The organism is Paraburkholderia sp. SIMBA_054 (assembly GCF_046534875.1).
Lineage (GTDB): Bacteria > Pseudomonadota > Gammaproteobacteria > Burkholderiales > Burkholderiaceae > Paraburkholderia > Paraburkholderia hospita.
The window spans coordinates 1-24,145 of record NZ_JAWRXV010000058.1 but is presented as its reverse complement, the minus strand read 5'-3'; the positions used below and the strand labels follow the sequence as shown (position 1 = coordinate 24,145).

Genomic DNA, 24,145 nt, shown 5'->3' with positions numbered 1-24,145 from the left:
AACCCGCCAGTGCCCCTGGAACGTTCTTCGCTTGTCTGTTCGATTGGTCACCGTCCCCGCAGTGTAGGAGCGTGCGCCGCAATGCCTTACACTTGTCGGGTCGGAAACACATGGTCACTAATCAGTTGTTCAAGGAGGGAAACGTCCGTGGCAAATGAAAAAATGTTGGCGCAGATTTCTGATAAGGCGGGCTTCATCGCCGCGCTCGACCAGAGCGGCGGCTCCACGCCTGGCGCATTGCGGCAGTACGGCATCGAAGAGAACGCCTACAACGGCGATGCCGAAATGTTCAAGCTGATCCACGAAATGCGCGTGCGCATCATCACCGCCCCTGCATTCTCGGGCGACAAGGTCATCGCGGCCATTCTCTTCGAAGCCACGATGGACGGGCAGGCGCAAGGCAAGCCCGTGCCTTCGTTTCTCTGGGAAGACCGCGGCGTCGTGCCGTTCCTCAAGGTCGACAAGGGACTCGAGGCGGAAAGCGACGGCGTGCGTCTGATGAAGCCGATCCCCGGACTCGACGCATTGCTCGCGCGCGCGGGCAAGCTCGGCATCTTCGGCACCAAGATGCGCTCAGTCATCGAGCAGAATTCGCCTGCGGGCATTGCTGCCGTCGTCAAGCAGCAGTTCGAGTACGGCGCGCAAATCGACGCGGGCGGCCTCATGCCGATCCTCGAACCCGAAGTGTCGATCAAGACACCGGACAAGGCGGGCGCCGAGAAGACGCTGCGCGACGAGATCATCAAAGGCCTCGACGCGCTGCCCGCCGACAAGCAGGTCATGCTCAAGCTGACCATTCCCGACGTCGCCGATTTCTACAAGCCGCTGATCGATCATCCGCGGGTGTTGCGCGTCGTGGCGCTATCGGGCGGTTATACGCGTACCGAAGCGTGCAAACTGCTTGAAAAGAATCACGGCATGATCGCGAGCTTTTCGCGGGCACTCATCAATGACCTGAAAAAGCAGCTGAGCGATAGCGAATTCAACGCGAAGCTTTCTGAAGCCATCGACGAGATTTACGACGCTTCCGCCGTCAAGGTCTGAGCGGTATTTGCGATGAAGCCGCGCATAGATGTCTATGCGCGGCTTCGCCTTAACGTGCTTTTAACGTGCTTCAGCGCTTCACGTCAATGCGCGGTCGGCGGCACGTCGGGGTCGACGTAGTCGCGGCGCGAAACCCAGTACGGATCGCGGTTGTAATACGTATGCAGCGATTCGCCCCATCTGGAATCGGCCATGCTCGGCCAGTGGTCCTTGTCGAAGCCCGGTTCGTCTTTTAGCATCTGCGCGCTGATATCGACGTGAAAGCACTTCTGGTCAGTGTCGAGCGTGAGCGCACTCCACGGAATGGCGTGCAACGTTGCGCCCATGCCGAGAAAGCCACCCTCGGACAGCACGGCATACGCAATGCGCCCGCTGCGCACGTCGAGCATGATGTCGGAAATCTTGCCGACATGTTCGGCATCGGACGAATACACCTTCGTTCCGTCGAGCGTCGCCGCTGCCATCACCTCCGGCCCCGGACCATCACCGACGCCGCCGCCGACAATATCGGCACCACCCGTTCTGCGCGTTTGCGGATTAATTGAGCCCATGTTTGCCTCCTATGAAAGTGAGCGCATGAAGGCGCGCAATGGGCGTTCCTGCATCGGACGAGGGCGAGCCGGGAATGAAATCGAACTGAAAACTTTACCTGTTCAGATCAGGTGCAAGTCATATTTCCCGAAACCGATATCCAGTGCGACAGCCTGCCGCACCACTGCTACGCAGGAAAAGCAGTCAACTGCTTCTTACACCAATGCCCTCACCCGCCTACGATTGAGGCATGAAAACGCGTGACTTCACGCAACCGGCGGGAGAACTGAAATGGGCTTACTGAACATGATGCGCATGGTGTTGTGGAGTTTCTTCGGCGTGCGGCGTGGCGCTGCGCACGAAGCCGATCTCGCGACCGTCAAGCTACCGCTGCTGCCCGTGATGGCCGTCGTGCTCGCGCTGTGCTTCGGCGGGCTTCTCTTTGCATTCGCCAGAATCGCCGTCACGATCGCGCATTGACGCTCGCGCATTGGCGCTCACGTTGCGCTCAAGTGGCCTGCGCGATCAACCCGCCAAGCACATGCACGGCGCGTTCGATATCGGCATTCCAAGGGTGCCCGAAGTTCAGCCGCACGCAATTCCGAAAGTTGCGCGACGCGGAAAAGATCGGCCCAGGCGCGAGGCTCACGCCCTGTTCGATCGCCTGCCTGTGCAGCGTCAATGCATCGACGTGCTCGGGTAATTCGAGCCACACGAAATAGCCACCTGAAGGACAAGTCCACCTCACGCCTTTCGGCATCGCGCGGCGTAGCGCGAGATTCATCGCGTCGAGTTGCGCGCGCAACGCGGCACGCAGTTTTCTCAGATGCCTGTCGTATCCGCCATGCTGAAGATAGTCGGCAATACCCGCCTGGACGGGAATGCTCGCCGATAGCGTCGTCATCAGTTTGGCGCGCTGTACTTTCTCCGCAAACTTCCCAGCAGCGGCCCAGCCAATCCGGTATCCCGGCGCGAGCGTCTTCGAGAACGAACTGCAATGCATGACGAGTCCTTTCCGGTCGAAGGCGATGGCGGGCAATGGATAATCCGCCTGAAAATGCAGTTCGCCATAGACGTCGTCTTCGATCAGCGGCACTTCATACCGCGCGAGCAGTTCGACGAGCGCCTTTTTCTTTTCCACCGGCATCGTCGCGCCTGTCGGGTTCTGGTAATTCGTCATGAACCAGCATGCGCGAATAGGCTGCTTTTCCAGCGCTTGCGCAAGCGCGTCCAGGTCGAGGCCGGTTTGCGGATCGACGGGTATTTCGACTGCGCGTAGATCGAGTCTTTCAATAGCCTGCAGCGCCGCATAAAAGCCAGGCGATTCGACGGCCACGACATCGCCGGGACGCGTCACGGCCATCAGGCAAAGATTCAGTGCTTCGAGCGCGCCGTTCGTGACGACGATCTCATCGAGCGGTTGCGACAAGCCCATGCCGAGATAGCGCAGCGCGATCTGCTGGCGCAAAGCCTCGTTGCCCGGCGGCAAATCGACGACGGTACTCCACGGGTTCATCGTCCGCGATGTTTGTGCAAGCGATTTGGAAAGACGTTGTAGCGGAAACAGCATCGGCGAGGGAAAAGCCGAGCCCAACGGCACGACACTCGTATGCTTCGCCGCTTCGAGCACGCTGAAAACGAGTTCGCTGATGTCGACCTTCGCGGACTCGGTGAGCGCGCGCTTCGCGGTCGCTTCCCGCGTGTCGCGCACGGCTGCGCCCGGCGCGACGTAATAGCCGGAGCGCTCCTGCGCGCGAATGAGGCCCCACTCTTCCAGCAGATAGTACGCACGAAATGCCGTCGATTGACTCACGCCATGCTGCGCAATGACCTGCCGCAACGAAGGCATGCGCGCGCCGACAGCAAGACTGCCCGAGCGTATTTCGGCCGCCATCGTATTGGCGAGTGTTTCATATCGGTTCATTGAACATTGCGCGTGGCGGGGCGCTCGTGACACAGAGCTTTTTATACTAATCGGTACACGCCTGCGCAATCAACCGCGATCAACGTTTCTTGTGCCTCATCGACAGAAATACGATCGACGCGGATACCGCCGCCACGATCGATGCGCCAGCGAATGCACGCGCAAAGCCTTCGCCGTAACTCGACCGTGCGATATGAACGAGTGCCTCCATCGATGCCGGTGAATAGAGCGCGAACGCACGCGAGAAGTCTCCCGCCATGACACGCTCGGTAAAGCCTTGCACGACGGGCAGATGGGTCTGTGTCATCTGTGCCGTCAGCGCGGAACGCACGCCTTCAGCCAGCACGGCGCCCAGCCCCGAGAAGCCGAGCAGGATGCCCGTGAATCGCGAGGTCGTGCTGATGCCCGACGCCATGCCCGCGCGGTCGCGCGGCACTGTGCCCATGATCGCCTTCTGCGTCTCGCCGTTCAGCAGGCCGCCGCCGCTGCCGAGCAGCGCCATGGCGACGATCAGCCATGCGTGACTGGCGCTGCGCGCGGCGACCATCATCGCGAGATTACCGCATGCGACCACCGCGAGGCCGAGCGTGAGAATCTGGCGCGAGTCCATGTACGCTGCGAGCTTGCGTCCTAGCTGCGGCAAGATCAGCATCGCAAGCGCGAAAGGCAGCATGCCCGCGCCCGCGACCAGCGCGCTTTCGCCACGCGCGTTTTGCAGAAATAGCGGCAACAGCGAAGCCATGACCTGCGCCGACGACGCATAAGCAAACATCGCCACGATCGCGCCGACGAACGGCAGCGAGCGGAACAGCGCGAGATCGAGCATTGGATGCGCGCGCCGGCTTTCCACCCACACGAACAACGCGAAAAGGATCACGCCGGCGCATGCGCGGGACAGTGCCTCCGTGCTCAGCCAGCCGCGGTCAGGTCCGAGAATCAGCGCCCACGTCAGCGAGAACATCGCCGAGGCAAAGAGCGCAATACCGGGCAGATCGAGCGATCTCGGCGTCGGATCGCGCGATTCGTCGACGATCCGCACGACGCCCGTCGCCAGCAACGCGCAGATCGGCACGTTGATCGCGAATGCCCAGCGCCAGCCGAGCCACGCGCTGATCACGCCGCCGATCAGCGGCGAGAGGACCATCGTCAGCCCCATGATGCCGCCCCACACCGCCCAGGCTCGCGCGCGTTCGCGCTCGTCATGAAACGCGTGGCCGATGATGGCGAGCGCCGGCGCGAGCAGGAAGGCCGCGCCGACGCCTTGCGCAGCCCGCGCGACGTAAAGCAGCTCGGCCGTCGGCGCAACGCCGCATGCGAGCGACGCGGCCGCGAACAGCGCGATGCCCGTCAGAAACACGCGCTTGCGCCCATAGCGGTCGGCAAGCGAGCCAGCGGGCAATAGCAGCGCGGCGAAGCACAACACATACGCGCTGATCACCCATTCGATATCGGCGAAAGAAGCGTTGAGATCGCGCGCGATAGTGGGCAGGACGATGCCGACCACGTTGGTGTCGAGCACCGTCATCGCACAACCCATCGAGGCGATGAGGAGCAGCGGCGTGCCGCGAGAGACGGAACGGGAAGCGGTAATCGAGCTCATCGGACGGACCCGGCGGAAAACCTGCGGAAAGGAAGCCTGTATTCCACCAGCTTTCTCTATTCCGTTCATTGCCCGTCGTGTTCAATATAATTAGTTTCTACCTAACACCGGGAAGCATCGCGTTATGGAGCTGAGGCACCTGCGTTACTTCATCGCCGTCGCCGAGCGACTGCATTTCGCGCAGGCTGCAGAAGCGCTCGGCATTGCGCCGCCCACGCTCACTGTGCAGATCCAGGAGATGGAGCGCGCGCTGCAGGCACAACTGTTTCGCCGCACGCGGCGCTCGGTTGCGCTGACGCCCGCCGGCGAAGCGTTTCTCGCCGAAGCGCGCGAGACCGTCGCGCAGTTCGAGCGGGCGTTGCACGTCGGCCAGCGCGCCGGGCGCGGCGAGCTGGGGCGTATTCATATCGGCTATGTCGGCTCGGCGGCTTTTTCCGGCATCTTGCAAAAACAGTTGCGCGCGTTCCGTAAAGCCCGGCCGCACGTGCTCGTGCAGGCCACCGAGCACCCGATGGGCGAGTTGCCCGCGCTGCTGGAGGAAGGCCGCGTCGATGTCGCGTTCGTGCGCTTGCCGGTGGATCTGCCGCCGTCGCTGCACGCTCACGTGCTGGCGCGCGATGCGTTTTGCGCGGCGCTACCCGCCGAGCATCCGCTGGCGGCTGCCACAGGGCCGATCAAGGCGCGCGCGCTGGCGGGCGAGAGCTTCGTCGTGCCAGAACAGGAGCTGGGCACGCGGGAAATCGCGCGGCGCGGGCGGTTCAACCCGCGCATCGTCAGCGCGCCCGGCACGCTGCTGGCCGTGCTGACGCAGGTTTCCGTCGGCGTGGGCGTCGCCATCGTGCCAAATGTGCTGACGCGGGTCATCAATCTGCCCAATGTCGTCTTCAAGACGCTGGCGGGCGAGCCGATCGCATCGGAAGTCGCAGCCGTTTTCCGCAAATTCGAGCATTCGCCCGCGACGAAAAAGCTCATCGCACAGATGACGGGCGCGCCGGATCAGTAGTTTCCCGGCTTTTGCGCCGTTAGCGGCCTATCATGGGAGAACGATTCCGATGCCCGGCGTCACTCGCCCCCAACGGGTTCGGCACGAGCCGGACTGGATCGTTCCTTGCTGCGCTGCACCGAAGCGAGCGCCCCACCCCGCGCCGCCTGGCCTTGGACCGCGAACAGATCGCCCGGAAGGCCGGCGCCAGCGAGCGTTCGTGAATTTCATCTGGCACTCACGGAGAAATCAAATGACCATCGAATTCACCAGCCGCCGGCACGTCGTGGCCGCATCGCGAGTCGCATTCGAAGCGACCGTCGAAGGAAAAGAGGTATGGTGCAGCGTATCAATCGACGCCCTGAACAACCATTTCGGCAATACAGGTACGTCGTCGCACGATCTGATCACGACGTTCGAGGGTAATCGCAAGACAATCGAGGACGCAGCGCGCCGCGTGCTGCAACGAAATGGGGGGCAGTCGGTCGAACTGGAGACGCTCGACTTTCATAAACCACATTGAAGAAGGGAGCGCGCGCCGGAAGGCAAGGACGGCGCGTGCGGTGCCGCCGAAATTGGGCGGCACCCATCGATGAGCAATTGAGCCGAAATGGCTCACGCATAAAAATGCTGTGCACCCGGCCTTGTGCATTCGCCACTACGTTCGGCAAAAGCGTGCCGACTTCGCCATCAGGCAAAGCTTCTTTTGCCGAAAAGAGGCGAGAACGCAGTCCCGCCCCTTCCTGATTCTTTTCGTCGTTCTTACGCGCGCGGCTTTCTTCCTGCCTTTTTGGCACCGATCTTCTTTCGCGCAACGCCATTCAAGCCCGCCGCTTTTGCTCCAGCGACCAAGAACTTGCTACGGTCTTTTTCGCCCGCCAGCCATGCGGGTGCAGGACCACGGCCACTCCATGTCGCGCCCGTTTCGGGGTGACGATACTTCGCCGGTTGCGGTCCCTTCGGCTGGCCATTACCCGTGCCGTGCTTTACGGCGACGCCCGTGGCAACCGGTGCGGACGCGCCCGCCACCAGGTACTTCGAACGGTCTTTCGCAGCCGCAATCCATGCAGGCGCACGGCCATGCCCCGTCCAGGTTGCACCCGTTTTAGGATCGGAGTATTTGGCTACGCCTTTGGTTTGCACGCCTGCCGACTTCAACGCAGGACGGCCACGCTTTTTGCGGCCGAGATGCGCGTCGATATCAGCCGTAGTCAGATTGTGCTTTGCCATCAGTGCACGAATGCCTTCGAGCGCCACCGTCGACTTCTTCGACGCAATGGCTTCCGCCTGGGCCTGAAGCTTTTTTATCTTTGCCTGAAGTGCTTCGAGTGTAGCCATATTGAAACTCCTGATTGAAGATACCGGCACTATGCCATGGACCGGTCATATATGGCTAGAGTTCATCTATTACATGAAAAGACACGCGCGAGTCGTTGTACTGCCTGATTGCCCCAGAGTGTCCAATCGAGGCCCCCAATTGCCAGGATTTATCTGGTGTACGACAAATGTCAATTGGCTTGCATCGATGTTGACTGTCCAATTACTCACGCTATCCATAAGACTTTTAAAATTCCACGTCCGAAAGCGCTGACACGCTAATCGGAATTAGCGCGGTGTCCTTCTACTGAAGAAATGGACTTTCGCGAGTGTCACCCGGTGCAAAACGTCCTCGTTTGTAGAAGCACATCCGATGCATCAAGCAATAAATTCACATTCACTACTTCTTTTTTCCAATTTGCCTCAATGCTATGCGCGATGCGCGAATCGCGAATGTGAAAAGGCCGAAGACTGTGCATGACAGGCTCCGGCCTAATGGTTGACTCAGAACTCGCTGCAGTCAGAGAGTCTGCGTACGCCGCTCCGCAAACAACTGTTAATGATGCGAGAACGTGATGCCATTCGCATCGGCGCGCACGCCGGCTTCCGACACGCCATTCGCCGCGCCGCCCAATCCGCTTTGTTGGGTCGACGCAGCCTGTTGTGCGGCCAGGCGCGCTTCGGCGGCCTGAATATGCGTGGGATAGCTGTTGCGATCGTCGAGTGGGCTGTAACCGACGCTATGCAATTGCACGAGTTCTTCGCGCACCTGTGCGCGCGTCACAGGCTGATTGCTCTGCGCGAACGCGGCCAGGGGAGCACTGACAAGAGCGGCGACGATAACGAATTGACCGAGCGATTTCATGGCGACTACCTCCGGATCTGTCTGTTGGGTTGCGCGAGAACGGGTGTTCTGCAACCTTTGGACAGAGTGTAGAAGCGCGACCGCCGCCGATAAATACGTGAGGCTCGAATAGATCTTTCAAGGAATTGCTACAATCCGCGCGTCATGAATGGACCGCCGCGCCCCCCGACGCGACCGCCCGTCCATGCCGCGCCAAACCGTCAGCTGGCCAGCTTGCGGAACGTTTCGAGCACTGCGTCGCCCTTGAACGGCTTCACGATCCAGCCCTTCACGCCTGCCGCCTTGCCGCGTTCCTTCATTGCAGGGCTGCTTTCCGTTGTAAGCATGATGATGTTGACGCTCGCATTGGCCAGTTCGCCGCGAATCTTTTCGGCCATCGTCAGGCCGTCCATATTCGGCATGTTAACGTCGCTGACCACGAGACGGATGCCGGGCGACGCCTTCAGCTTCGCGAGACCATCCTTGCCGTCCACAGCGGTATCGACGTCGAGACCATTCTTCCTCAGAAAACCCGCGACTTCGTCGCGCACCGTGCTCGAATCGTCCACTACCAGAACCTTAGCCATTGCTTACCCCGTAGCGCCGTTGATGCGGCGCATTGATTGAAAATGTGCTCTCTGCGCTGCTCAGAAGCATTTAAAAGAGTTCGAGTTCACCCGTGCTCTCCTCGGCCTCGTTCACATACGCGACAAAATCGACGGGCGAACTCGCGCATATACACAGCGTCGCGCCCAGTTGTACGTTTGCGCCGATGCTCACGCGAAAAGCCGCGAGATAGCCCGGCTTCAACTCCGTCAGATAAGGCACGCAAGCGCCGCTCAATTGATAAGGCGTCGACATCCCGAGGTCTGGAAAGAACTCGACCAATTGCTGATTGATCGCGCCACAACACAGATTGCCGACTTCCATCAGTGCGTCCGCCAACGAGCGTTCTTCCGACTCGCGCAGATAGTAGTCGCGCGTCGCCTGGTCATCGTTGAAATGCAGCACGAGCAGAAAGCGGAATGCGATCGATGAAATGGTCAGAACGACGATATGGCTCGCAAGCGCGGTATTGGCCTGCTGCGCGTCGAGTGCCGTGATGTCGCATGCGTCGCTGGAATCGCAAGGCAAACGCGTGCGCGCGGAATACAAAAAGATCCGCTCGATACTGTCTTTCGCTTGCTGACTGATCACGTCGTCGCCTGCTCTAACCGGGATTGAATCTGACCGGCAAGCGCCTCGACGCTCGCCAGCGACGCCGCAATCATCTTGCCGCCCGCCTGGATGTCCTGAAACGTGGCCGTCGTGATCAGGTCGTTGCGATTCAGGCTGTCGTGATAGCTCTTCGACAGTTCCTGCGAGCGAGCCGCAAGTGAACGCACTTCGCTTGCGACGATCGAGAAACCGCGCCCCGCTGCGCCCGCGCGCGCCGCCTCAATCGACGCATTCAGCGACACGATCAGCACGTGACGCACGATCGACGACAGTTCATTGTTCTTCGCGTGCATGTCGTGGTTCTGCGACATTAGCGAAATCATCTGCTCGTGCCAGCGCTCGAACGTGGCGGACAGGTGCCGCAGGCGCCCCGCTTCCGTTGAGAGGCGCGTCGCCTGCTGCAGCCATTCGTCCTTTTGCAGATGCAGCGCATTCAGCGCTTCGCGCGCTTCGTCCGCCGACACAGACTGCTGCGCGAGATCGTCGCGAAGCGTATCGACGAGCGCGTGCAGTTCGCGTGCCTGCTGTTCGTGCTGCCGAATCTCGGCGGCATGACGTTCTTCGGCCTGGGCGAGCGCGGTGCTCTGCGCATCGACTGTCGTCTGCCGTTGCGCGGCGGCCCGTTTCCGGTACCACCACCGATGCACGAACAAACCTGCCAGCGCGCCCCACGCGACACCCGCCAATGCTGCCGCAATCACATACTGATCTACCACAGCCTATCCCCGTCGTGCTATTCGAAATGTGCATTCGCCTGAATCGAACTCACTGTTTGCGCGGCGTCATGCATCGACGTGCCGACGCTATCGACAGCGCAGTTCTCCGGCAGATAGACGATCGTCTGGAACTGGCGGAAGTCCGCGCCCGCATGATCGTCCGTGAAGCGCAACTCAATGCGCCCGCCCTCGCGCCGGATGAAATCGCGCACCGCATCCATGCCGACACCGCGGCCCGACACTTCCGTCACGTTCTGCGCAGTCGAGAAGCCCGGACGGAAGATGAATTCCGCCACGGCTTCGTCGCTCAATTGCATATCGGGCTGAAGCCAGCCGCGATCGGCCGCGATGCCGCGAATGCGCGACAGCGCGAGACCGCGTCCATCGTCGCTCAACGTGATCTGCAATGCGCCTTCGGCGACGCCCACTTCGATATCGATGACACCCGCTTCCGGTTTGCCGAGCGCGACACGCTGCGCGGCGGGCTCGATGCCGTGATCGACGGAATTGCGCAGCAGGTGCATGAATACGTTCTTGAGCATGCCGCCCGCCTGCGTGCGAACGTGATAACCGTTGTCGTCGATACGCACGGCGGGCGCGGCCTTGCCGAGCTCGGCAGCAAGCGACGGCAACGAGTGCAGCACGCCGGCGAGCGCCTCTTCGACTTTCTCCGTACCAAGCAGGCGCAATGTCCTGCGCACCGAATCGCGCGCCGTCAGCAGATCGAGCATGTCAGCCGGGTTCGCCGCATCGAGCAGGCGCAGGCTTTCCTGAATATGCTCGCGATCCACCATCAGATAACGTTCGGCGCTGCCGACACGGCCCGCCTTGCGTCGGCCGAGGCTCACTTCGTTGATCGTCGCATAGTGCTGCAACGCTTCTTTCACGCGCGCCAGTTCGGCAATGAGTTGTTCCTGATCCCATTCGTGCGCCGCTTCCGGTTGGCGCAGCGCGTCGTAACGCTGCTCGGTTTCGTGCACGATGCTCGTCAGATGCTGGAGGCTGTAAGTCCGCGCATTACCCTTGATCGTATGCATGTTGCGGAACAGTTCGGCGACAGCCGGCTCGTTGACCTGCGCATGCTGACGGATGATGCGTTCGTTCTCGTTGATGAAGCCCGTTGCACTTTCAACGAAATGGTGGAACTTCTCCTCGCTCACCGAGAGAATTTCGCCGATCATTTCGAGGCGGCGCTTCTGCTCGCCCGCTTCTGCGGCAAGCTGGCGCAACTCGGTCACGTCGCGCACGCACAGCATCAGGCGCATCACCGTGTCGCTTTCGTCGGTGATCGCGGACCAGCTCAGATCGAGCGTCTTCACGCGGCCGTCGGGCATCTTGCGCGTCAGTTCGTTCACGAGCAAATGCTGGTTGAACTCGAAGTTGATGCTGTCTTCGCCGATGCACGCCAGCACGGCTGCTTCGACTTGCGACACGGCATCCGAACCCAGGTCGCTGTCGCCGAATACGAGGTCCATTAGCGCACGCCCGGCGATATCCTTCGTTTCGAAGATCTCTTCCAGATAGGCCGAGTACTCCGAGTGAATCTTCGCGTCTTCGACAACCGTCAGAATGCCCTGCTGCATGTTCTGCAACATCGCCTGAATATCGGCCGTCTTCTGCTTCAGTTGCGCGGAGCTTTGCTGGATCTTTTCGATCATGCCGTTGAACGCGACGATCGAATGACCGATCTCATCCATGCGGCCCACGGGCACGCGGCGCGTGAAGTCCTGGCTCGATGCGATCTCGCTCATCATCTCCTGCATGCGCGAAAGCGGTCGCGTGATCTGCCGGTATAGCAGCAGGCCAATTGCGATCAGCACCAGAATCGCCGCGCCCGATGCGCTGCCAATCGCCGTAGTGGTCGTCGCGAGGCCCGTATTCAATGCATCGATGGCTTCGTCTTTCTGGCGGTTCTTTTCGATGCGCAGCGTTTCGACGATGCCTTCGAGTTCGTCGCGGTACTGCGCGACGTTCGCGAACAGATAGGCTTGCGCAAGGTCGTTCTTGCCTTCGGCCTTCATTTTCGCGGTGTCGTTGATAGCCGCGAAGTAGTTGGCGAGGCTGTCGCGCGCCTGCGTGACGAGCCCTTCCTGCGCATGGCTCGCCGCCGCTTTCGCCTGCACGTCGAGTGCTTCGCGCAGCGATTTCTCTTTCGCGGCGAGTTCTTTTTGCGCCTGCTCGACCATGTTCGCGTCGGGCGAATAGACGAGTGTCATCGTCGCGAGCTGCACGTCCTTGACCTGCGAGACAAGATCGGCAGAGGCCAGCGCGCTCGGCACGACGCCCTGCGTCACTTGCCGGACGTCTGCGGCACTGCCGCGAGTCTGATAGACAGCGTATCCACCGATCGCCGACAAGGCGACCAGCATCAACACCACCAGTAGAGTGATGCGGTGACGGATGGTCATGTGGTATTCCCCGTGGTCTGTCACTGCTATGTGGCAGTGCTGCCCGCTCTGAATTTGTCAATTTGACGGGCGACGGGATTATCGTCGGCGGGTCATGACGAAGCTGTGACCACCGCGCATTCTTCTGGGGATTAAAAGACGCAATAGAACATGGATTCAAATGATTCTAAAGTTCTCGAATTTTCTGCCGTTAACCGCATCGCGCCGGTTTCGATGCGGCACGCAACGTGCTTCGCAATGCCATTTCTAGCTCGTGACAAATGGCTGCGCGGCAGGCTCAATCGGACCGGCATTGAGCCGTTCGTATTCGGCGATCAGTTGCGCGCCAAACAGCATCAGCGTCGCCAGCGCTTCGAGGCTGAACAGCACGATGATGGCCGTCGTCAGCGATCCATAGACGACGCTCACCTGCGATAGCGTCGCGAAGTACCACACCAGCACGCGCCGTGTGACTTCCCACAATACGGCGGCCGCGACCGCGCCGAACAGCGCGTGCCGCAGCGTCGTGCGTCCCGCTGGTATCACCAGATAGATTGCCGTCAGCACGAAAATCTCGCCAGCAAGACCGAACAGATACAGCACGATGCGCGTGGCGCCCGTCAGCGAAATGGTGTGACCGAACAGCACGATGCTGTCGCTCGCGACGGACTGAAGACTGCTCGACACGAGCGTCACGAGCAGCACGCCGATACCCAGCGAAAGACTGAACAGATAAGGCAGGATCGCCGACAGCAGAAAATGCCTGCGCCGGATCGCAACGCGATGCACGAAGATGATCGACAGCGCGTTCTCCAACACCGTGAAGGCGAGCGAACTGAAGAAGATCATCGTAACGACGAGAAACCAGCCGATCACCGTGCGGTGCGCGAGAAAGTTGGCAAGCTCTCTGACGATCGCGCGCGACTGTCCCGGCACCAGCCATTCGAGCAGACGCGCGAGCGTATCGAGCAGCAGCTTTTCGCCGACGAAATGGCTGAACGCGATGGCGACCAGAATCAGAAGCGGCACGATGGACAGCAGCGCGTAATAGGCGATCGCGCCCGCGAGCAGCAGCCCCTGGTTCTTGCGAAATGCCTTGACCACCTGCAACGCGAAGCGCGCGGGATGCGTCGCGACGAAATGCAGCGCGCGATTGTGCGTCCTGTTCACTTCAACCTCCGCTCGCGTTGTTGCGGCCGGACCCTGGCATCAGGGGAGCAAGTGGCGGTCCTGACATGCGACTAAATCGCGCGACCCCCGAGCATTTGCCCATTGAGCGAACAAAAGAACTTAGTCGACGGATTCGCTCACTCCTGATTTACCCCAATCCCGCTCGGTCACCGCGTGCGCTCACCACTCGCTCAAAGCCTTATCGTACAAGACTTTGCGGGCATTGCGGCAGCTTGCCTTAGCCGCGCCGCAGCAAAACCCAGCCTTGCTTTTCGAGACGGTCGCTGCTGTACTAACTAAAACAACTTGATTTACTAAGTCCCGCGTCACCGGCGAATCCAAAGTCCGGCGAACGCACAAGAAGGCGCGATCAGCGCACAGCCAGTTGCTGAATCGACCGCTGATCACAACGTCGTTGTCAATCATCCGGAGGAGCGTCCCATGAACCCGATTTCCCGCAGGCAACTGCGCCGCGCGTCCCGCACGCAACCCGTCGTCAAGGGCATCGCCGCTGCGTGCGTCGCTGCGTCTGCGCTGTGGTGCGCGAGCGCCAGTCTCGCAGCCGATCAGCCCGTCGTCGGCCTGATCACGAAGACCGACACCAACCCGTTCTTCGTCAAGATGAAGCAAGGCGCGGAATCCGCCGCGCAGAAAGACGGCGCGAAGCTGCTGACCGCCGCCGGCAAGTTCGACGGCGACAACGCGGCGCAGGTCACGGCCATCGAGAACATGATCACGGCGGGCGCAAAGGCGATCCTCATCACGCCGAGCGACACGAAGGCGATCGTGCCGAGCATCAAGAAGGCACGCGCGGCAGGCGCGCTCGTCATCGCGCTCGATACGCCGACCGACCCGCAGGACGCCACCGACGCCCTGTTCGCCACCGACAACTTCAAGGCAGGGGTCTTGATCGGCCAGTATGCGAAGGCCGCGCTCGGCGGCAAGCCCGCGAAGATCGCGACACTCGATCTCGCGCCCGGCGTGTCCGTCGGCGTGCTGCGTCACAACGGCTTTTTGCAGGGCATGGGCGTGAAGGAAGGCGATCCGTCGATCGTCTGCAGCCAGGACACGCGCGGCGACCAGTCGAAGGGCCAGACGGCGATGGAAAACTGCCTGCAGAAAGCACCCGACATCAACGTCGTCTACACGATCAACGAACCGGCCGCGGCAGGCGCGTATCGCGCGCTCAAGAGCGCGGGCAAGGACAAGAGCGTGATGATCGTGTCGATTGACGGCGGCTGTGAAGGCGTACGCAACGTGAAGGCCGGCGCCATTGCCGCGACCTCGCAGCAGTATCCGTTGAAGATGGCCGAGCTCGGCGTGCAGGCAGGCGTCGAGTACGCGAAGACGGGCAAGAAGGTCTCCGGCTATCACGACACGGGTGTCACGCTGATTACCGACAAGCCGCAAGGCGGTGTCGACAGCAAGGATACGAAGTTCGGCCTCGACAACTGTTGGGGCAACAAGTAAGCACGCAGTAACCGCGCATTAACTGAGCAGTCACGGGGACGCGCACGGCGCGCGTCTGCCGCAAGTTCTCCAGCGTGAGCGTGGCGTACGTGTACCGCGCGCAGGCCACGCATTGCTTCGAAGGAAACACATCATGTCGACTCCCACCGCCCCCGCTCACACCCATCGCCGGTTTGCGGATCATCTGCCAACACTTGCCGAAGCTGGCCCGCTCGTCGCGCTCCTGCTCGCATGCATCTTTTTCATCTCGCAGAGCGACCGCTTTCTGTCGTTCCAGAACCTGTCGCTCATCATGCAGCAGACGATGGTGGTCGCCGTCATCGCCATCGGCCAGACGCTGATCGTGCTGACGGGCGGCATCGATCTGTCGTGCGGGATGTTGATGGCGTTCGGCTCGATCGTGATGACGAAATTCGCCGTCGCGTTGGGCGTGCCGCCCGTCATAGCGATCGCTTGCGGCGTTGCTGCGAGCATGCTGTTCGGCTTGCTCAACGGTGTGCTGATCACGCGCATCAAGCTGCCCGCGTTCATCGTCACGCTCGGCACGTTGAATATCGCCTTCGCGGCCACGCAGCTCTATTCGAACGCGGAGAGCGTGTCGAATCTGCCCGACGCGATGATGTTCTTCGGCAACACCTTCAATCTCGGGCCGGCCACCGTCACCTACGGCACCGTGCTCACACTGCTGATGTATCTCGGGACATGGTTCGTATTGCGCGACACGGTGCCCGGCCGTCACCTCTACGCACTCGGCAACAACCCCGAAGCCGCGCGCCTGATGGGCCTTTCCGCGCAACGCATCCTGATCACGGTGTACACCCTGGCGGGCGCGCTCTACGGCATCGCCGCGCTTCTCTCCGTGTCGCGCACGGGCGTCGGCGATCCGCAAGCGGGACAAACGGAGAACCTCGACAGCATCACGGCCGTCGTGCTGGGCGGCACGAGTCTGTTCGGCGGGCGCGGCTCGATTGCGGGCACGCTGCTGGGCGCATTGATTGTCGGCGTGTTCCGCAATGGCTTGACCTTGATGGGTGTGTCGTCGGTGTACCAGGTGCTGATCACCGGCATTCTCGTGATTCTCGCAGTCGCCGCCGACAAACTGTCGCGCCGCGGCGCACGTTGATCGTTATTCGAAGGAGCCTGTGATGTCGACAACCCCCTCTTCCACCAACGGCACGACGCCCGTTCTGCAAGCGCGCGGTCTCATCAAGCGCTACGGCCAGGTCACCGCGCTCGATGGCTGCGACTTCGAAGTGATGCCCGGCGAAATCATGGCCGTGATCGGCGATAACGGCGCGGGCAAGTCATCGCTCATCAAGGCGCTCTCGGGCGCGCTCGTGCCCGACGAAGGCGACCTGCTGCTCGACGGCAAAGCCGTCAAGTTCCGCAGTCCGCTCGACGCGCGCCAGCAAGGCATCGAAACCGTCTATCAGGATCTCGCCGTGGCGCCCGCCATGAGCATCGCGGAGAACCTGTTTCTCGCGCGTGAACTGGTGAAGCCTGGCTGGCGCGGCAAGATCTTCAAGATCATCGACAAGCGCCGCATGCTCGAAGAAGCGACCAATGCGATGAAAGACCTGCAGATCGGCATCCGCTCGATGCGCCAGGCCGTCGAAACCCTCTCGGGCGGTCAGCGCCAGGGCGTCGCGGTGGCACGCAGCGCGGCGTTCGCGCGGCACGTCGTGATTCTCGACGAACCGACCGCGGCGCTCGGCGTGAAGGAAGGCAACATGGTGCTGGAGCTTATCCGACGCGTGCGCGACCGCGGCCTGCCTGTCATCCTGATCAGTCACAACATGCCGCATGTGTTCGAGATCGCCGACCGCATTCACATTCAGCGGCTCGGACGGCGCGCGGCGCTCGTGAACAAGAGCGACATCCACATGTCGGATGCTGTCGCGATCATGACGGGCGCGAAACAGGCCGACGTGCGGGCCATCGCATGACGAACCGATACGCGTAACCGGACATAGCCGATGGATACGGGCACCCGCTCACCGCTCAAACGCACGGTCGGCTCGAACCAGGTCGGCATGCGGCAGTTCAACGAACGCATCGTGCTGCAGGCGATCCGTTTGCATGGCCCGCTGCCGAAAGCCGACGTGGGACGGCTCACGCGTCTGTCGATGCAGACCGTGTCGATGATCGTCGAGCGATTGATCGACGATGGTCTGCTCGAAAAACAGGCGCGCGTGCGCGGGCGCATCGGGCAGCCTTCTGTGCCCATCGCGTTGCGCGCGGAAGGCGCCTATACGATCGGCGTAAAGGTCGGACGGCGCAGCCTCGATGTGCTCGCCATGGATTTTCTCGGGCGCGTGTGCTGCCGCGAAGTGCAGGAGTACGCGTATCCCGATCCGCGCACGCTGTTCCCCGCGCTCGAAAGCAAGCTCGCGCGCATCAACGAGGCGCTCGGCGCGCGGCGCGAGAAAGTGGTCGGCGTCGGCGTGGCGGCGCCGCTGTGGCTCGGCGGATGGCGCGATTTTCTCGGCGCGCCGCGCGAAGCGCTCGATGCGTGGAACGACATCGACATCCGCGCGCGCATCGCGTCGATGACGGGCCTGCCCGTCGAGTTCGCAAAAGACACCACCGCTGCATGCGCCGCCGAACTCGTGATGGGCCAGGGGCGCGGCATCCATAACTTTTTGTATCTGTTCGTCGGTACGTTTATCGGCGGCGGACTGGTGATCGACGGTCGCCTGCATGGCGGCCCGCACGACAACGCGGGCGCGGTCGGCTCGATACCCATCATGAGCGGCAACGCGCGTCAGCCTGCGCAACAGTTGCTGCACGCGGCATCGGGCTTCGTGCTCGAAAAGCTGTTCGTCGATGCCGGTGCGCCCGCCACTGCCGCGCATGATCACCGTGCGTTGTCGCCGGACCTGTGGCGGCTCACGGAGCAATGGCTCGACACCGCGTGCCCCGCGATTGCGGGCGCATTGACGAACGCGGCGGCGTTGCTCGATCTCGAAGCGGTGGTGATAGACGGCGAAGTGGACCGGCAGCTGGTGCGCGAGATCATTCGCCGCACGGAGCGCGTGCTCGACAAATTCGAGTGGGAAGGCATCGTGCGCCCGCAATTGCTCGAAGGCACGATCGGCTCCGATGCGCGCGCGATGGGCGGCGCGATCCTGCCGCTCTACGCGCACTTCGCGCCGATGCACGAACTTTTCCTGAAACCCGCCACCGATGTGAGTTATTGAACCTTCGGCCCCGTGCTTGCAGCCACTTTCGGCGTGTCTTTCGAAGCAGGTTCGTCGAGCAGCGGCTGCAACTCGGGCGCCATCGACTTCAGCAATTGCACGGCCAGCGCGCTCGTGAAGTCGTAGCGCTTCGCATACGGTTCGTGTACGACAGCCGTCAGCGAGCCGAAGAAGCGGTCGCCGATCGCGAATACGAAGGTCGCCGTGCGATTGACCTTGCGCGACTCGATCAGCCTGCGCCCTTTCGCGTAGATGTTCAGGCGTTGATCGCCCGTCCCCGTTTTGCCGTAGACCTCCAGCGTCTTGCCGTTCGGAAACGTGATGCCGCCCGCGAGACGCCTCGCCGTACCGCCCGCGACGACGTCGCGCAACAGCGTCTGCGCGACCCGCGCGATCTCCGGCGAGATGGCTTCCGTAGGCTGCGGCGTCGCGGGCACGAAGCGCGTTTCGTACGGCGTGCCCTTCGCGAACTCGAGTTCGGACAGGCTTTGCGTCGGCGCCTGATTGCCCTTGTTCACGATCACGCCGATCAGCTGCGCGAGCGCCGCGGGCCGGTCGCCCGATGCGCCGATCGCAGCCGCATACGATGGCGTCAGATGCGAGAACGGATAGCCGAGCGCCTGCCATGATCTGGCAATCGCATCGTACGCATGCTGCTCGACCATGCGGCGAATGCGCCGATCCTGCGTCGCGTGATAGCGCGTCTTGAAGAGCCACTTGTACGAATCCGCGCGCACGTCACGGCTCGCGTCCATCACCTGGTTCGCGTTCGCGTCGGGATGCTCGCGCAAATAGTCGACGAGCCACAGCTCCAGCGGATGCACGCTCGAAATATACGCGCGGTCGTTCAGATTGAACTTGTCGATGGCGTACTTCTCGTAGAGCTTCGCGAGCGCGTCGTCGGGCGGGTTCGCTTTGGGCGTGTTCTTCAACGCGGCGCGCATCTGGTCGTTGAACCAGGCCTGCGATCCGTCGGGCCGCACGCTGCGCAGCACGGTCGCTATTTTGGGCGGTGACTTGCGCACGCCGTGCAGCAGGATCGCGAGCATCTCATCCTGCGTCTTGCCGTGATACTTCGTGTAGAAGCGGTTCATGTAGACGCGGCTTTCCTGATCGGCGAAGCGCGTCAGATACATGTTGCGCGTGGCAGGATCGTCGAGCCATTGCGACGACGGGCCGGACGTCCTGATCGTTTCGTAGTGGACGATGTCGCGCATCATCCGCACGAACACGAGATTCACCGAATGCTGGAAAGCCTGATGTACGGTGAGGATGCGCGAGTTCTCGTCGGCCTCGAAGTTCGTGAAGGTTTGCGCGCCGCCGCCCGTAAAGAAGGTTTCGCCTGCGTTGGCCGAATACTTGCGCTCGACCGAAGCATCGAGCATCGCGCTAAGCGATTGGTCCTTCGTGTGCATGAAGTAATCGACTGCCCAGCGCGTCAACGCGTCTTCGCGCTCGGGCTTCACGGCGCGCAGTTCTTCGACGCTCATCTGCCCATAGCGCGCATGCAGGTCCTGCATGATCTGCAGATACGTGATGATCGTGCGCAGCTTCGCGGTCGAGCCGAGATTCAGGCGCGCGCCGGAGTTGATATCGAACGGGCGGTTCACGCTGTCCGTCTGCACGCGTAACAAGTTCGCGCCGTCGCGCTTTTCGAACAGCGTGAAGCTGAGGGCGATCTTCGACGGGTCGTCCTTCGGTTGCAGCATGTTGAAACCATAGAGGCCGGCCGCCTGCGCGCCATCTTTCGTCGTCGCGGCGGCGAGCCGGTCGCTGATGGCCTGCTGGACCTTGTTGTTCATCGTCGACGTGACGCGCACATCGAGCCGGTCGAGGTCGTACAGCGTCGACACGCCAAGCGACGACAGCAGATGCGTGCGCAGCGACGTCACCGCCTTGCGCTCGACGAACGAGCCTTCGGGCGGCGCGAGCTTCGCGCGCGTCAGCACGAGTTGTTGTGACAGCGCGGCGTCGCGCAGTTGCGGAGTAATCACGCCATTCGTGGCAAACAGGCGCAGATAGCTTTCCGTCAGAGCATTGAGATCGTCGTTCTTGCGCAGCAAGAAGTGCGACGGCCCGCGCTGCGCGATCATCAGCGACAGCACCTGACGGAACGCGAGGCCCTGTTCGGCGAGGTTGTCGGGCGTGGACGGCGCTTTCAGCACGCGGTTGACTTCGGCGAAATCGCGGCCGTACCACGCCGTGAGCCCGTCGCCGATACCGTTGATCTCGCCGATGCCGGGCTGCGCGGCGAGCGGCACCGAGTTCAGATAGCGCACGACGATCTGCTCGCGCGCGGGCATCGTGCGAGGGCCGTCGAGATACGCCCGCACCGACGCCGACGCGATCTGCCGCAGCTTTTCCTTCGGCGTCGCCGTGCGGCCGCCGGGCGAATGGCGGAACTTCTCGATCTGCGTGGCGAGCGTGCTGCCGCCGGGCTGCGCCTGGGCGTGGTTGAAGACCCGCAGGCCCTGATCCATCAGCGCGCGGCTGAAGCGTCCCCAGTCGATGGCGGGATTGCGGTTCGGCTGGTCGGGGTCGAGCAGATGGCGGTCTTCGATGAACAGCAGCGCCGACACCACCAGCGGCGGCACTGACTCGAAATCGTCATACGCGCGCGCGGGATACTGCGAGCCGAACAGGCGCGTGCCCGTCGAGTCATACAGCATCAGTCCCGCCTGGTCCTTTTCTTCGTAGGGAATGAAAAGGCCGTCGTCGGCGAGCGACGCCATGCGTTCCGAATCGCGCGCCTGCGACGCGACCGAGAAGCCGCGTTCTTTCAAACGGCGTTCGAATGCTGGAAGAAGCGCGTAGCCGAGGCGGATGTCGTAGGGGCCGTCGGTGGGAAAGCGGATGTTGTCGCTGGGGCCCTCGGAGACGGTAAACCCGACGTCGCGCGTCATCTCCGACAGATAGCGTGCCTGCAAGCGCGACGTGTCCATTTCGATCTGGACAAAGCGCACGCCGAGGGCGACGGCCACCAGAAACGAGGCAAAAAAGAGCCACTTGAACCACTTCCAGGCGGACGTGGTACCGATTGCGCGTAGCGGAAACCGTAGTGGCCGATTCATGGCGGCGTCTCCTTGCAGATGCCTGACCACACTAAACTCGACTGATGTCAGTCTAACGCGTAACAGCGGGTTGTGAGGGTCAGGTGACGCAACGACTTGATTGGGTGAGTACGGCACGCAACACAGCCGTCACACGGACGCGACGAGGCGGCATCTTTTGCCGCTTGGCGCCGCGTTTTTCGCGCCGCGGAACAGTAAAGACGGCCGCCGCTTCGATGCCGATGCAACCTCCGCGCGGCCCTTCCGCCGGCGCGACCTCCCTGGAATACCGAATACGACGACCGGGCGAAGTTGAGTAACATGGCGCCGCGCACTTCAAACATCCCATGCCCGCCGGATTCCGGGCGACGACCCAGCCTCCTGAACCCTATGCAAAGCTACTACGAAGCGACCGTCGAGCGGCCCGTGCGCCCTGCACTGGCCGGAAACCTGAGCGCGAACGTCTGCATCGTCGGCGGCGGGCTGGCGGGCCTGTCGACGGCGCTCGGACTGGCCGAGCGCGGCGTGCGCGACGTCGTCGTGGTCGAAGCGAACCAGGTTGGCTATGGCGCGTCGGGCCGCAACGGCGGTTTCGTGTTCGGCGGCTACAGTCTCGACTGCGCGGACCTGCTGAAGATTCTCGGCCCGGCGCGGGCGCGCGAACTGTACGCGCTGACGATCGACGCCGTCGACCTGATGCGCGCGCGCATCGAGCGCTACGCGATCGCCTGCGACGCGACGGACGCGGGTGTGATCCTCGCGAACTGGTTCGACGACCCATCGCGCCTCGACGGCCAGCGCCGACTGATGAAGGAAACGTTCGGCGTCGAATGGGAGCCGCTCGGCGCCGCCGAACTCGGTGCGCGGCTGAAGACCACGCGCTATCACGGCGGGCTGTTCGAGCGCAATGCGTTTCACTTTCATCCGCTGAAGTACGTGCTGGGTGTCGCGCGCGCGGCGGAAGCGGCCGGCGTGCGGATCGTCGAGCAGTCGCCAGTCGCGTCGCTGCGCAGGCAAGGCGGCGGGTTCGTGGTCGGGACGGCGCAAGGATCGATCGACGCCAGGCATGTCGTGATGGCGGGCGGTGGCTATGCGCGCAACGTTTATCGACGCGTCGAGCGCGCCGTCCTGCCGATTGCGACCTACGTGATGGCGACCGAGCCGCTCGGCGTGCGGCTCGCCGATGCCATCGACTGCCGTTGCGCCGTCTATGACACGCGCTTCGCGTTCGACTACTACCGGCCATTGCCCGACACGCGCATTCTGTGGGGCGGACGCATCTCGATCCTGGAACGCGAGCCCGAGGCGATTGCGCGGCTGCTGCGCCGCGATCTGCTGAAGGTGTATCCGCAGTTGCGCGACGTGCGCGTCGACCATGCGTGGGGCGGCCTGATGAGCTACGCGCGGCACAAGATGCCGCAGATCGGCCAGAGCGCGGACGGCGTCTGGTACGCGGTCGGCTTCGGCGGACATGGGATGGCGCCGACCACGGTGTCGGGCGAACTGCTGGCGGCGGCGATCGCGGGCGAGCGGCCCGTGCCTGACGCGTTCGCGGCCTTCGGCCTCACGCACACGTTCGGTGCGCTGGGCCTCGCCGCCGCGCAGCTGACATACACGGCGATGCAGACGCGCGATGCGCTCGCGGACCGTTCGCGGCGCTCGGGCTGAGCCCTTCTGGCAGCGCGGGCGCAAGGGGCGCGCAGCGATGCTGGACATGCCGCCAGGCCGCGCTGGCGGGTGATTTCGGCATGCTAGAATGAAACGTCATCGCCGCCGGAACACACAATGAAAAAGGGAAGCCGAGCTATCGCGCCCGAGCATAACGAGACCCCGAACGAACCCTCCGAACCGCGGCGCAAATACGATCCCGAAGAGACGAAGCGCAACATCCTCGAGGTGGCCACGCAGGAGTTTTCGTCGATGGGACTCACGGGTGCGCGGGTCGACGCGATTGCGGAGCGCACCAACACTACGAAGCGCATGCTGTACTACTACTTCGGCAGCAAGGAAGGGTTGTATGAGGCCGTGCTCGAGAAGGTGTATGGCGATATTCGCGCGCTTGAGCAGGACCTGAAGGTCAGCGACATGAGCCCTGTCGACGGGCTGCGTAGTCTCGTTGAGTTTACGTTTGACTATCATGATAAACATCGCGACTTCGTGCGTCTCGTGACGATCGAGAATATTCACGGTGCGAAGTATATTGAGCAGGTTAAGACCTTCAAGAATCGTAATGCGACGGTGATTCATACTATTGAAGATCTTCTTGCGAGGGGCGTTGCTTCAGGGGATTTTCGTGACGATATTGATCCGATTGATCTGCATCTGTTGATCAGTTCGTTATGCTTTCATCGGATTGCCAATCGGCATACGTTTGGGAATGCGTTTGGGCGGGATCCTTCTCATTCAAGGCTTAGGGCGCGGCATCGCGCTATGATTGTTGATGCTACTTTGAGGTTTGTTAAGAGGTAGTTGGTTTTGCTTGCAGCGCTGGTTTGGTGCTCTTGCGTTTGCGCTGGCATCCGCGTTTTGCCTCCGTGCTTCATGTGTCGCACCTGTGCGTTTGGCTTTTCGCTGGCATCCGCGTTATGGTGTTTGATGTTCACGCGTCGCCCCTCTGCGGGGCGGCACCTACTTTTCTTTGCCGCCGCAAAGAAAAGTAGGCAAAAGAAAGCGGCTAACACCGCCAACATTT

The 24,145-nt window shown here is 62.0% G+C and carries 21 protein-coding genes; 10 read left to right on the top strand and 11 right to left on the bottom strand.

What is annotated here, in order from left to right:
- The first annotated feature begins 147 nt into the window (after nucleotides 1-147).
- The gene (locus tag SB822_RS42945) at nucleotides 148-1,044 is read left to right on the top strand and encodes a fructose bisphosphate aldolase (RefSeq protein WP_079501803.1); all 897 of its coding nucleotides are present in this window, start codon (nucleotides 148-150) and stop codon (nucleotides 1,042-1,044) included.
- Between the two features lie 83 nt (nucleotides 1,045-1,127).
- Here the strand turns inward: SB822_RS42945 and SB822_RS42940 are convergent, their stop codons facing one another.
- On the bottom strand, nucleotides 1,128-1,595 hold the full coding sequence (locus SB822_RS42940; protein WP_007745553.1) for a PRC-barrel domain-containing protein: 468 nt from the start codon (nucleotides 1,593-1,595) through the stop codon (nucleotides 1,128-1,130).
- Between the two features lie 271 nt (nucleotides 1,596-1,866).
- On the opposite strand from SB822_RS42940, the gene SB822_RS42935 reads away from it, so the two are divergent.
- Nucleotides 1,867-2,055, top strand: a complete 189-nt coding sequence (locus SB822_RS42935; RefSeq protein ID WP_007745548.1) for a DUF2970 domain-containing protein — start codon at nucleotides 1,867-1,869, stop codon at nucleotides 2,053-2,055.
- A 28-nt stretch (nucleotides 2,056-2,083) separates the two neighbouring features.
- Here the strand turns inward: SB822_RS42935 and SB822_RS42930 are convergent, their stop codons facing one another.
- Together SB822_RS42930 and SB822_RS42925 are read right to left on the bottom strand one after the other, a co-directional pair.
- Nucleotides 2,084-3,499 carry a PLP-dependent aminotransferase family protein gene (locus SB822_RS42930; protein ID WP_410857524.1) on the bottom strand — a complete coding sequence of 472 codons (1,416 nt, stop codon included), beginning with the start codon at nucleotides 3,497-3,499 and terminating at the stop codon, nucleotides 2,084-2,086.
- A 79-nt stretch (nucleotides 3,500-3,578) separates the two neighbouring features.
- Nucleotides 3,579-5,099, bottom strand: coding sequence for an MFS transporter (locus SB822_RS42925; protein WP_410857523.1), 1,521 nt, complete (start codon nucleotides 5,097-5,099; stop codon nucleotides 3,579-3,581).
- Nucleotides 5,100-5,223: 124 nt separating this feature from the next.
- Between SB822_RS42925 and SB822_RS42920 the strand changes: the two genes are divergently transcribed.
- Both SB822_RS42920 and SB822_RS42915 read left to right on the top strand, forming a co-directional pair.
- On the top strand, nucleotides 5,224-6,102 hold the full coding sequence (locus SB822_RS42920) for a LysR substrate-binding domain-containing protein (protein WP_410857522.1): 879 nt from the start codon (nucleotides 5,224-5,226) through the stop codon (nucleotides 6,100-6,102).
- A 232-nt stretch (nucleotides 6,103-6,334) separates the two neighbouring features.
- Nucleotides 6,335-6,604 (top strand): DUF1488 domain-containing protein, encoded by a 270-nt coding sequence (locus SB822_RS42915; RefSeq protein WP_007731991.1) that lies wholly within the window; start codon nucleotides 6,335-6,337, stop codon nucleotides 6,602-6,604.
- A gap of 239 nt (nucleotides 6,605-6,843) precedes the next feature.
- Here SB822_RS42915 and SB822_RS42910 read toward each other — a convergent pair whose 3' ends face one another.
- The 7 genes from SB822_RS42910 to SB822_RS42880 all read right to left on the bottom strand — a co-directional run bounded on the left by SB822_RS42910 (nucleotide 6,844) and on the right by SB822_RS42880 (nucleotide 13,733).
- A complete protein-coding gene (locus SB822_RS42910; protein WP_007731989.1) occupies nucleotides 6,844-7,419 on the bottom strand; it encodes an H-NS family nucleoid-associated regulatory protein in 576 nt (191 codons plus the stop codon).
- 535 nt (nucleotides 7,420-7,954) lie between these two features.
- On the bottom strand, nucleotides 7,955-8,263 hold the full coding sequence (locus tag SB822_RS42905; RefSeq protein WP_007731988.1) for a DUF4148 domain-containing protein: 309 nt from the start codon (nucleotides 8,261-8,263) through the stop codon (nucleotides 7,955-7,957).
- A 200-nt stretch (nucleotides 8,264-8,463) separates the two neighbouring features.
- Complete coding sequence (locus SB822_RS42900; protein ID WP_007731984.1) at nucleotides 8,464-8,829, bottom strand: response regulator; 366 nt, start codon at nucleotides 8,827-8,829, stop codon at nucleotides 8,464-8,466.
- A gap of 70 nt (nucleotides 8,830-8,899) precedes the next feature.
- The gene (locus tag SB822_RS42895; RefSeq protein WP_410857521.1) at nucleotides 8,900-9,439 is read right to left on the bottom strand and encodes a hypothetical protein; all 540 of its coding nucleotides are present in this window, start codon (nucleotides 9,437-9,439) and stop codon (nucleotides 8,900-8,902) included.
- Nucleotides 9,436-10,176, bottom strand: a complete 741-nt coding sequence (locus tag SB822_RS42890; RefSeq protein WP_410857520.1) for a methyl-accepting chemotaxis protein — start codon at nucleotides 10,174-10,176, stop codon at nucleotides 9,436-9,438. Before SB822_RS42890 ends, SB822_RS42895 begins: the two co-directional genes overlap by 4 nt.
- A gap of 17 nt (nucleotides 10,177-10,193) precedes the next feature.
- Nucleotides 10,194-12,584 (bottom strand): MCP four helix bundle domain-containing protein, encoded by a 2,391-nt coding sequence (locus tag SB822_RS42885; RefSeq protein WP_410857519.1) that lies wholly within the window; start codon nucleotides 12,582-12,584, stop codon nucleotides 10,194-10,196.
- A 246-nt stretch (nucleotides 12,585-12,830) separates the two neighbouring features.
- Entirely contained in the window at nucleotides 12,831-13,733 is a 903-nt protein-coding gene (locus SB822_RS42880) for a YihY/virulence factor BrkB family protein (RefSeq protein ID WP_009769728.1), read from the bottom strand.
- 441 nt (nucleotides 13,734-14,174) lie between these two features.
- On the opposite strand from SB822_RS42880, the gene SB822_RS42875 reads away from it, so the two are divergent.
- The 4 genes from SB822_RS42875 (at nucleotide 14,175) to SB822_RS42860 (ending at nucleotide 18,403) form a co-directional block, all read left to right on the top strand.
- A complete protein-coding gene (locus tag SB822_RS42875; RefSeq protein WP_009769729.1) occupies nucleotides 14,175-15,203 on the top strand; it encodes a sugar ABC transporter substrate-binding protein in 1,029 nt (342 codons plus the stop codon).
- 133 nt (nucleotides 15,204-15,336) lie between these two features.
- Nucleotides 15,337-16,326, top strand: a complete 990-nt coding sequence (locus SB822_RS42870) for an ABC transporter permease (RefSeq protein WP_007731963.1) — start codon at nucleotides 15,337-15,339, stop codon at nucleotides 16,324-16,326.
- Between the two features lie 22 nt (nucleotides 16,327-16,348).
- Nucleotides 16,349-17,149, top strand: coding sequence for an ATP-binding cassette domain-containing protein (locus SB822_RS42865; protein WP_007731959.1), 801 nt, complete (start codon nucleotides 16,349-16,351; stop codon nucleotides 17,147-17,149).
- Between the two features lie 30 nt (nucleotides 17,150-17,179).
- Nucleotides 17,180-18,403, top strand: coding sequence for an ROK family transcriptional regulator (locus SB822_RS42860; protein ID WP_007731956.1), 1,224 nt, complete (start codon nucleotides 17,180-17,182; stop codon nucleotides 18,401-18,403).
- Here SB822_RS42860 and SB822_RS42855 read toward each other — a convergent pair.
- The gene (locus tag SB822_RS42855; protein WP_007731953.1) at nucleotides 18,397-21,474 is read right to left on the bottom strand and encodes a transglycosylase domain-containing protein; all 3,078 of its coding nucleotides are present in this window, start codon (nucleotides 21,472-21,474) and stop codon (nucleotides 18,397-18,399) included. The two genes, SB822_RS42860 and SB822_RS42855, sit on opposite strands and share 7 nt — an antisense overlap.
- A 369-nt stretch (nucleotides 21,475-21,843) precedes the next feature.
- Between SB822_RS42855 and SB822_RS42850 the strand changes: the two genes are divergently transcribed.
- Together SB822_RS42850 and SB822_RS42845 are read left to right on the top strand one after the other, a co-directional pair.
- Nucleotides 21,844-23,121 (top strand): NAD(P)/FAD-dependent oxidoreductase, encoded by a 1,278-nt coding sequence (locus tag SB822_RS42850; RefSeq protein ID WP_410857518.1) that lies wholly within the window; start codon nucleotides 21,844-21,846, stop codon nucleotides 23,119-23,121.
- Between the two features lie 117 nt (nucleotides 23,122-23,238).
- Nucleotides 23,239-23,922: a TetR/AcrR family transcriptional regulator gene (locus tag SB822_RS42845; RefSeq protein ID WP_007746524.1), complete on the top strand. Its 684-nt coding sequence runs from the start codon at nucleotides 23,239-23,241 to the stop codon at nucleotides 23,920-23,922.
- Nucleotides 23,923-24,145 lie beyond the last annotated feature (223 nt).

Bases quoted from the DNA above. Each gene is read 5' to 3' on its own strand.
- SB822_RS42940 (WP_007745553.1), bottom strand. From the start codon at position 1,595: ATGGGCTCAATTAATCCGCAAACGCGCAGAACGGGTGGTGCCGATATT.
- SB822_RS42935 (WP_007745548.1), top strand. From the start codon at position 1,867: ATGGGCTTACTGAACATGATGCGCATGGTGTTGTGGAGTTTCTTCGGC.
- SB822_RS42930 (WP_410857524.1), bottom strand. From the start codon at position 3,499: ATGAACCGATATGAAACACTCGCCAATACGATGGCGGCCGAAATACGC.
- SB822_RS42925 (WP_410857523.1), bottom strand. From the start codon at position 5,099: ATGAGCTCGATTACCGCTTCCCGTTCCGTCTCTCGCGGCACGCCGCTG.
- SB822_RS42920 (WP_410857522.1), top strand. From the start codon at position 5,224: ATGGAGCTGAGGCACCTGCGTTACTTCATCGCCGTCGCCGAGCGACTG.
- SB822_RS42915 (WP_007731991.1), top strand. From the start codon at position 6,335: ATGACCATCGAATTCACCAGCCGCCGGCACGTCGTGGCCGCATCGCGA.
- SB822_RS42910 (WP_007731989.1), bottom strand. From the start codon at position 7,419: ATGGCTACACTCGAAGCACTTCAGGCAAAGATAAAAAAGCTTCAGGCC.
- SB822_RS42905 (WP_007731988.1), bottom strand. From the start codon at position 8,263: ATGAAATCGCTCGGTCAATTCGTTATCGTCGCCGCTCTTGTCAGTGCT.
- SB822_RS42900 (WP_007731984.1), bottom strand. From the start codon at position 8,829: ATGGCTAAGGTTCTGGTAGTGGACGATTCGAGCACGGTGCGCGACGAA.
- SB822_RS42885 (WP_410857519.1), bottom strand. From the start codon at position 12,584: ATGACCATCCGTCACCGCATCACTCTACTGGTGGTGTTGATGCTGGTC.
- SB822_RS42875 (WP_009769729.1), top strand. From the start codon at position 14,175: ATGAACCCGATTTCCCGCAGGCAACTGCGCCGCGCGTCCCGCACGCAA.
- SB822_RS42870 (WP_007731963.1), top strand. From the start codon at position 15,337: ATGTCGACTCCCACCGCCCCCGCTCACACCCATCGCCGGTTTGCGGAT.
- SB822_RS42865 (WP_007731959.1), top strand. From the start codon at position 16,349: ATGTCGACAACCCCCTCTTCCACCAACGGCACGACGCCCGTTCTGCAA.
- SB822_RS42860 (WP_007731956.1), top strand. From the start codon at position 17,180: ATGGATACGGGCACCCGCTCACCGCTCAAACGCACGGTCGGCTCGAAC.
- SB822_RS42855 (WP_007731953.1), bottom strand. From the start codon at position 21,474: ATGAATCGGCCACTACGGTTTCCGCTACGCGCAATCGGTACCACGTCC.
- SB822_RS42850 (WP_410857518.1), top strand. From the start codon at position 21,844: ATGCAAAGCTACTACGAAGCGACCGTCGAGCGGCCCGTGCGCCCTGCA.
- SB822_RS42845 (WP_007746524.1), top strand. From the start codon at position 23,239: ATGAAAAAGGGAAGCCGAGCTATCGCGCCCGAGCATAACGAGACCCCG.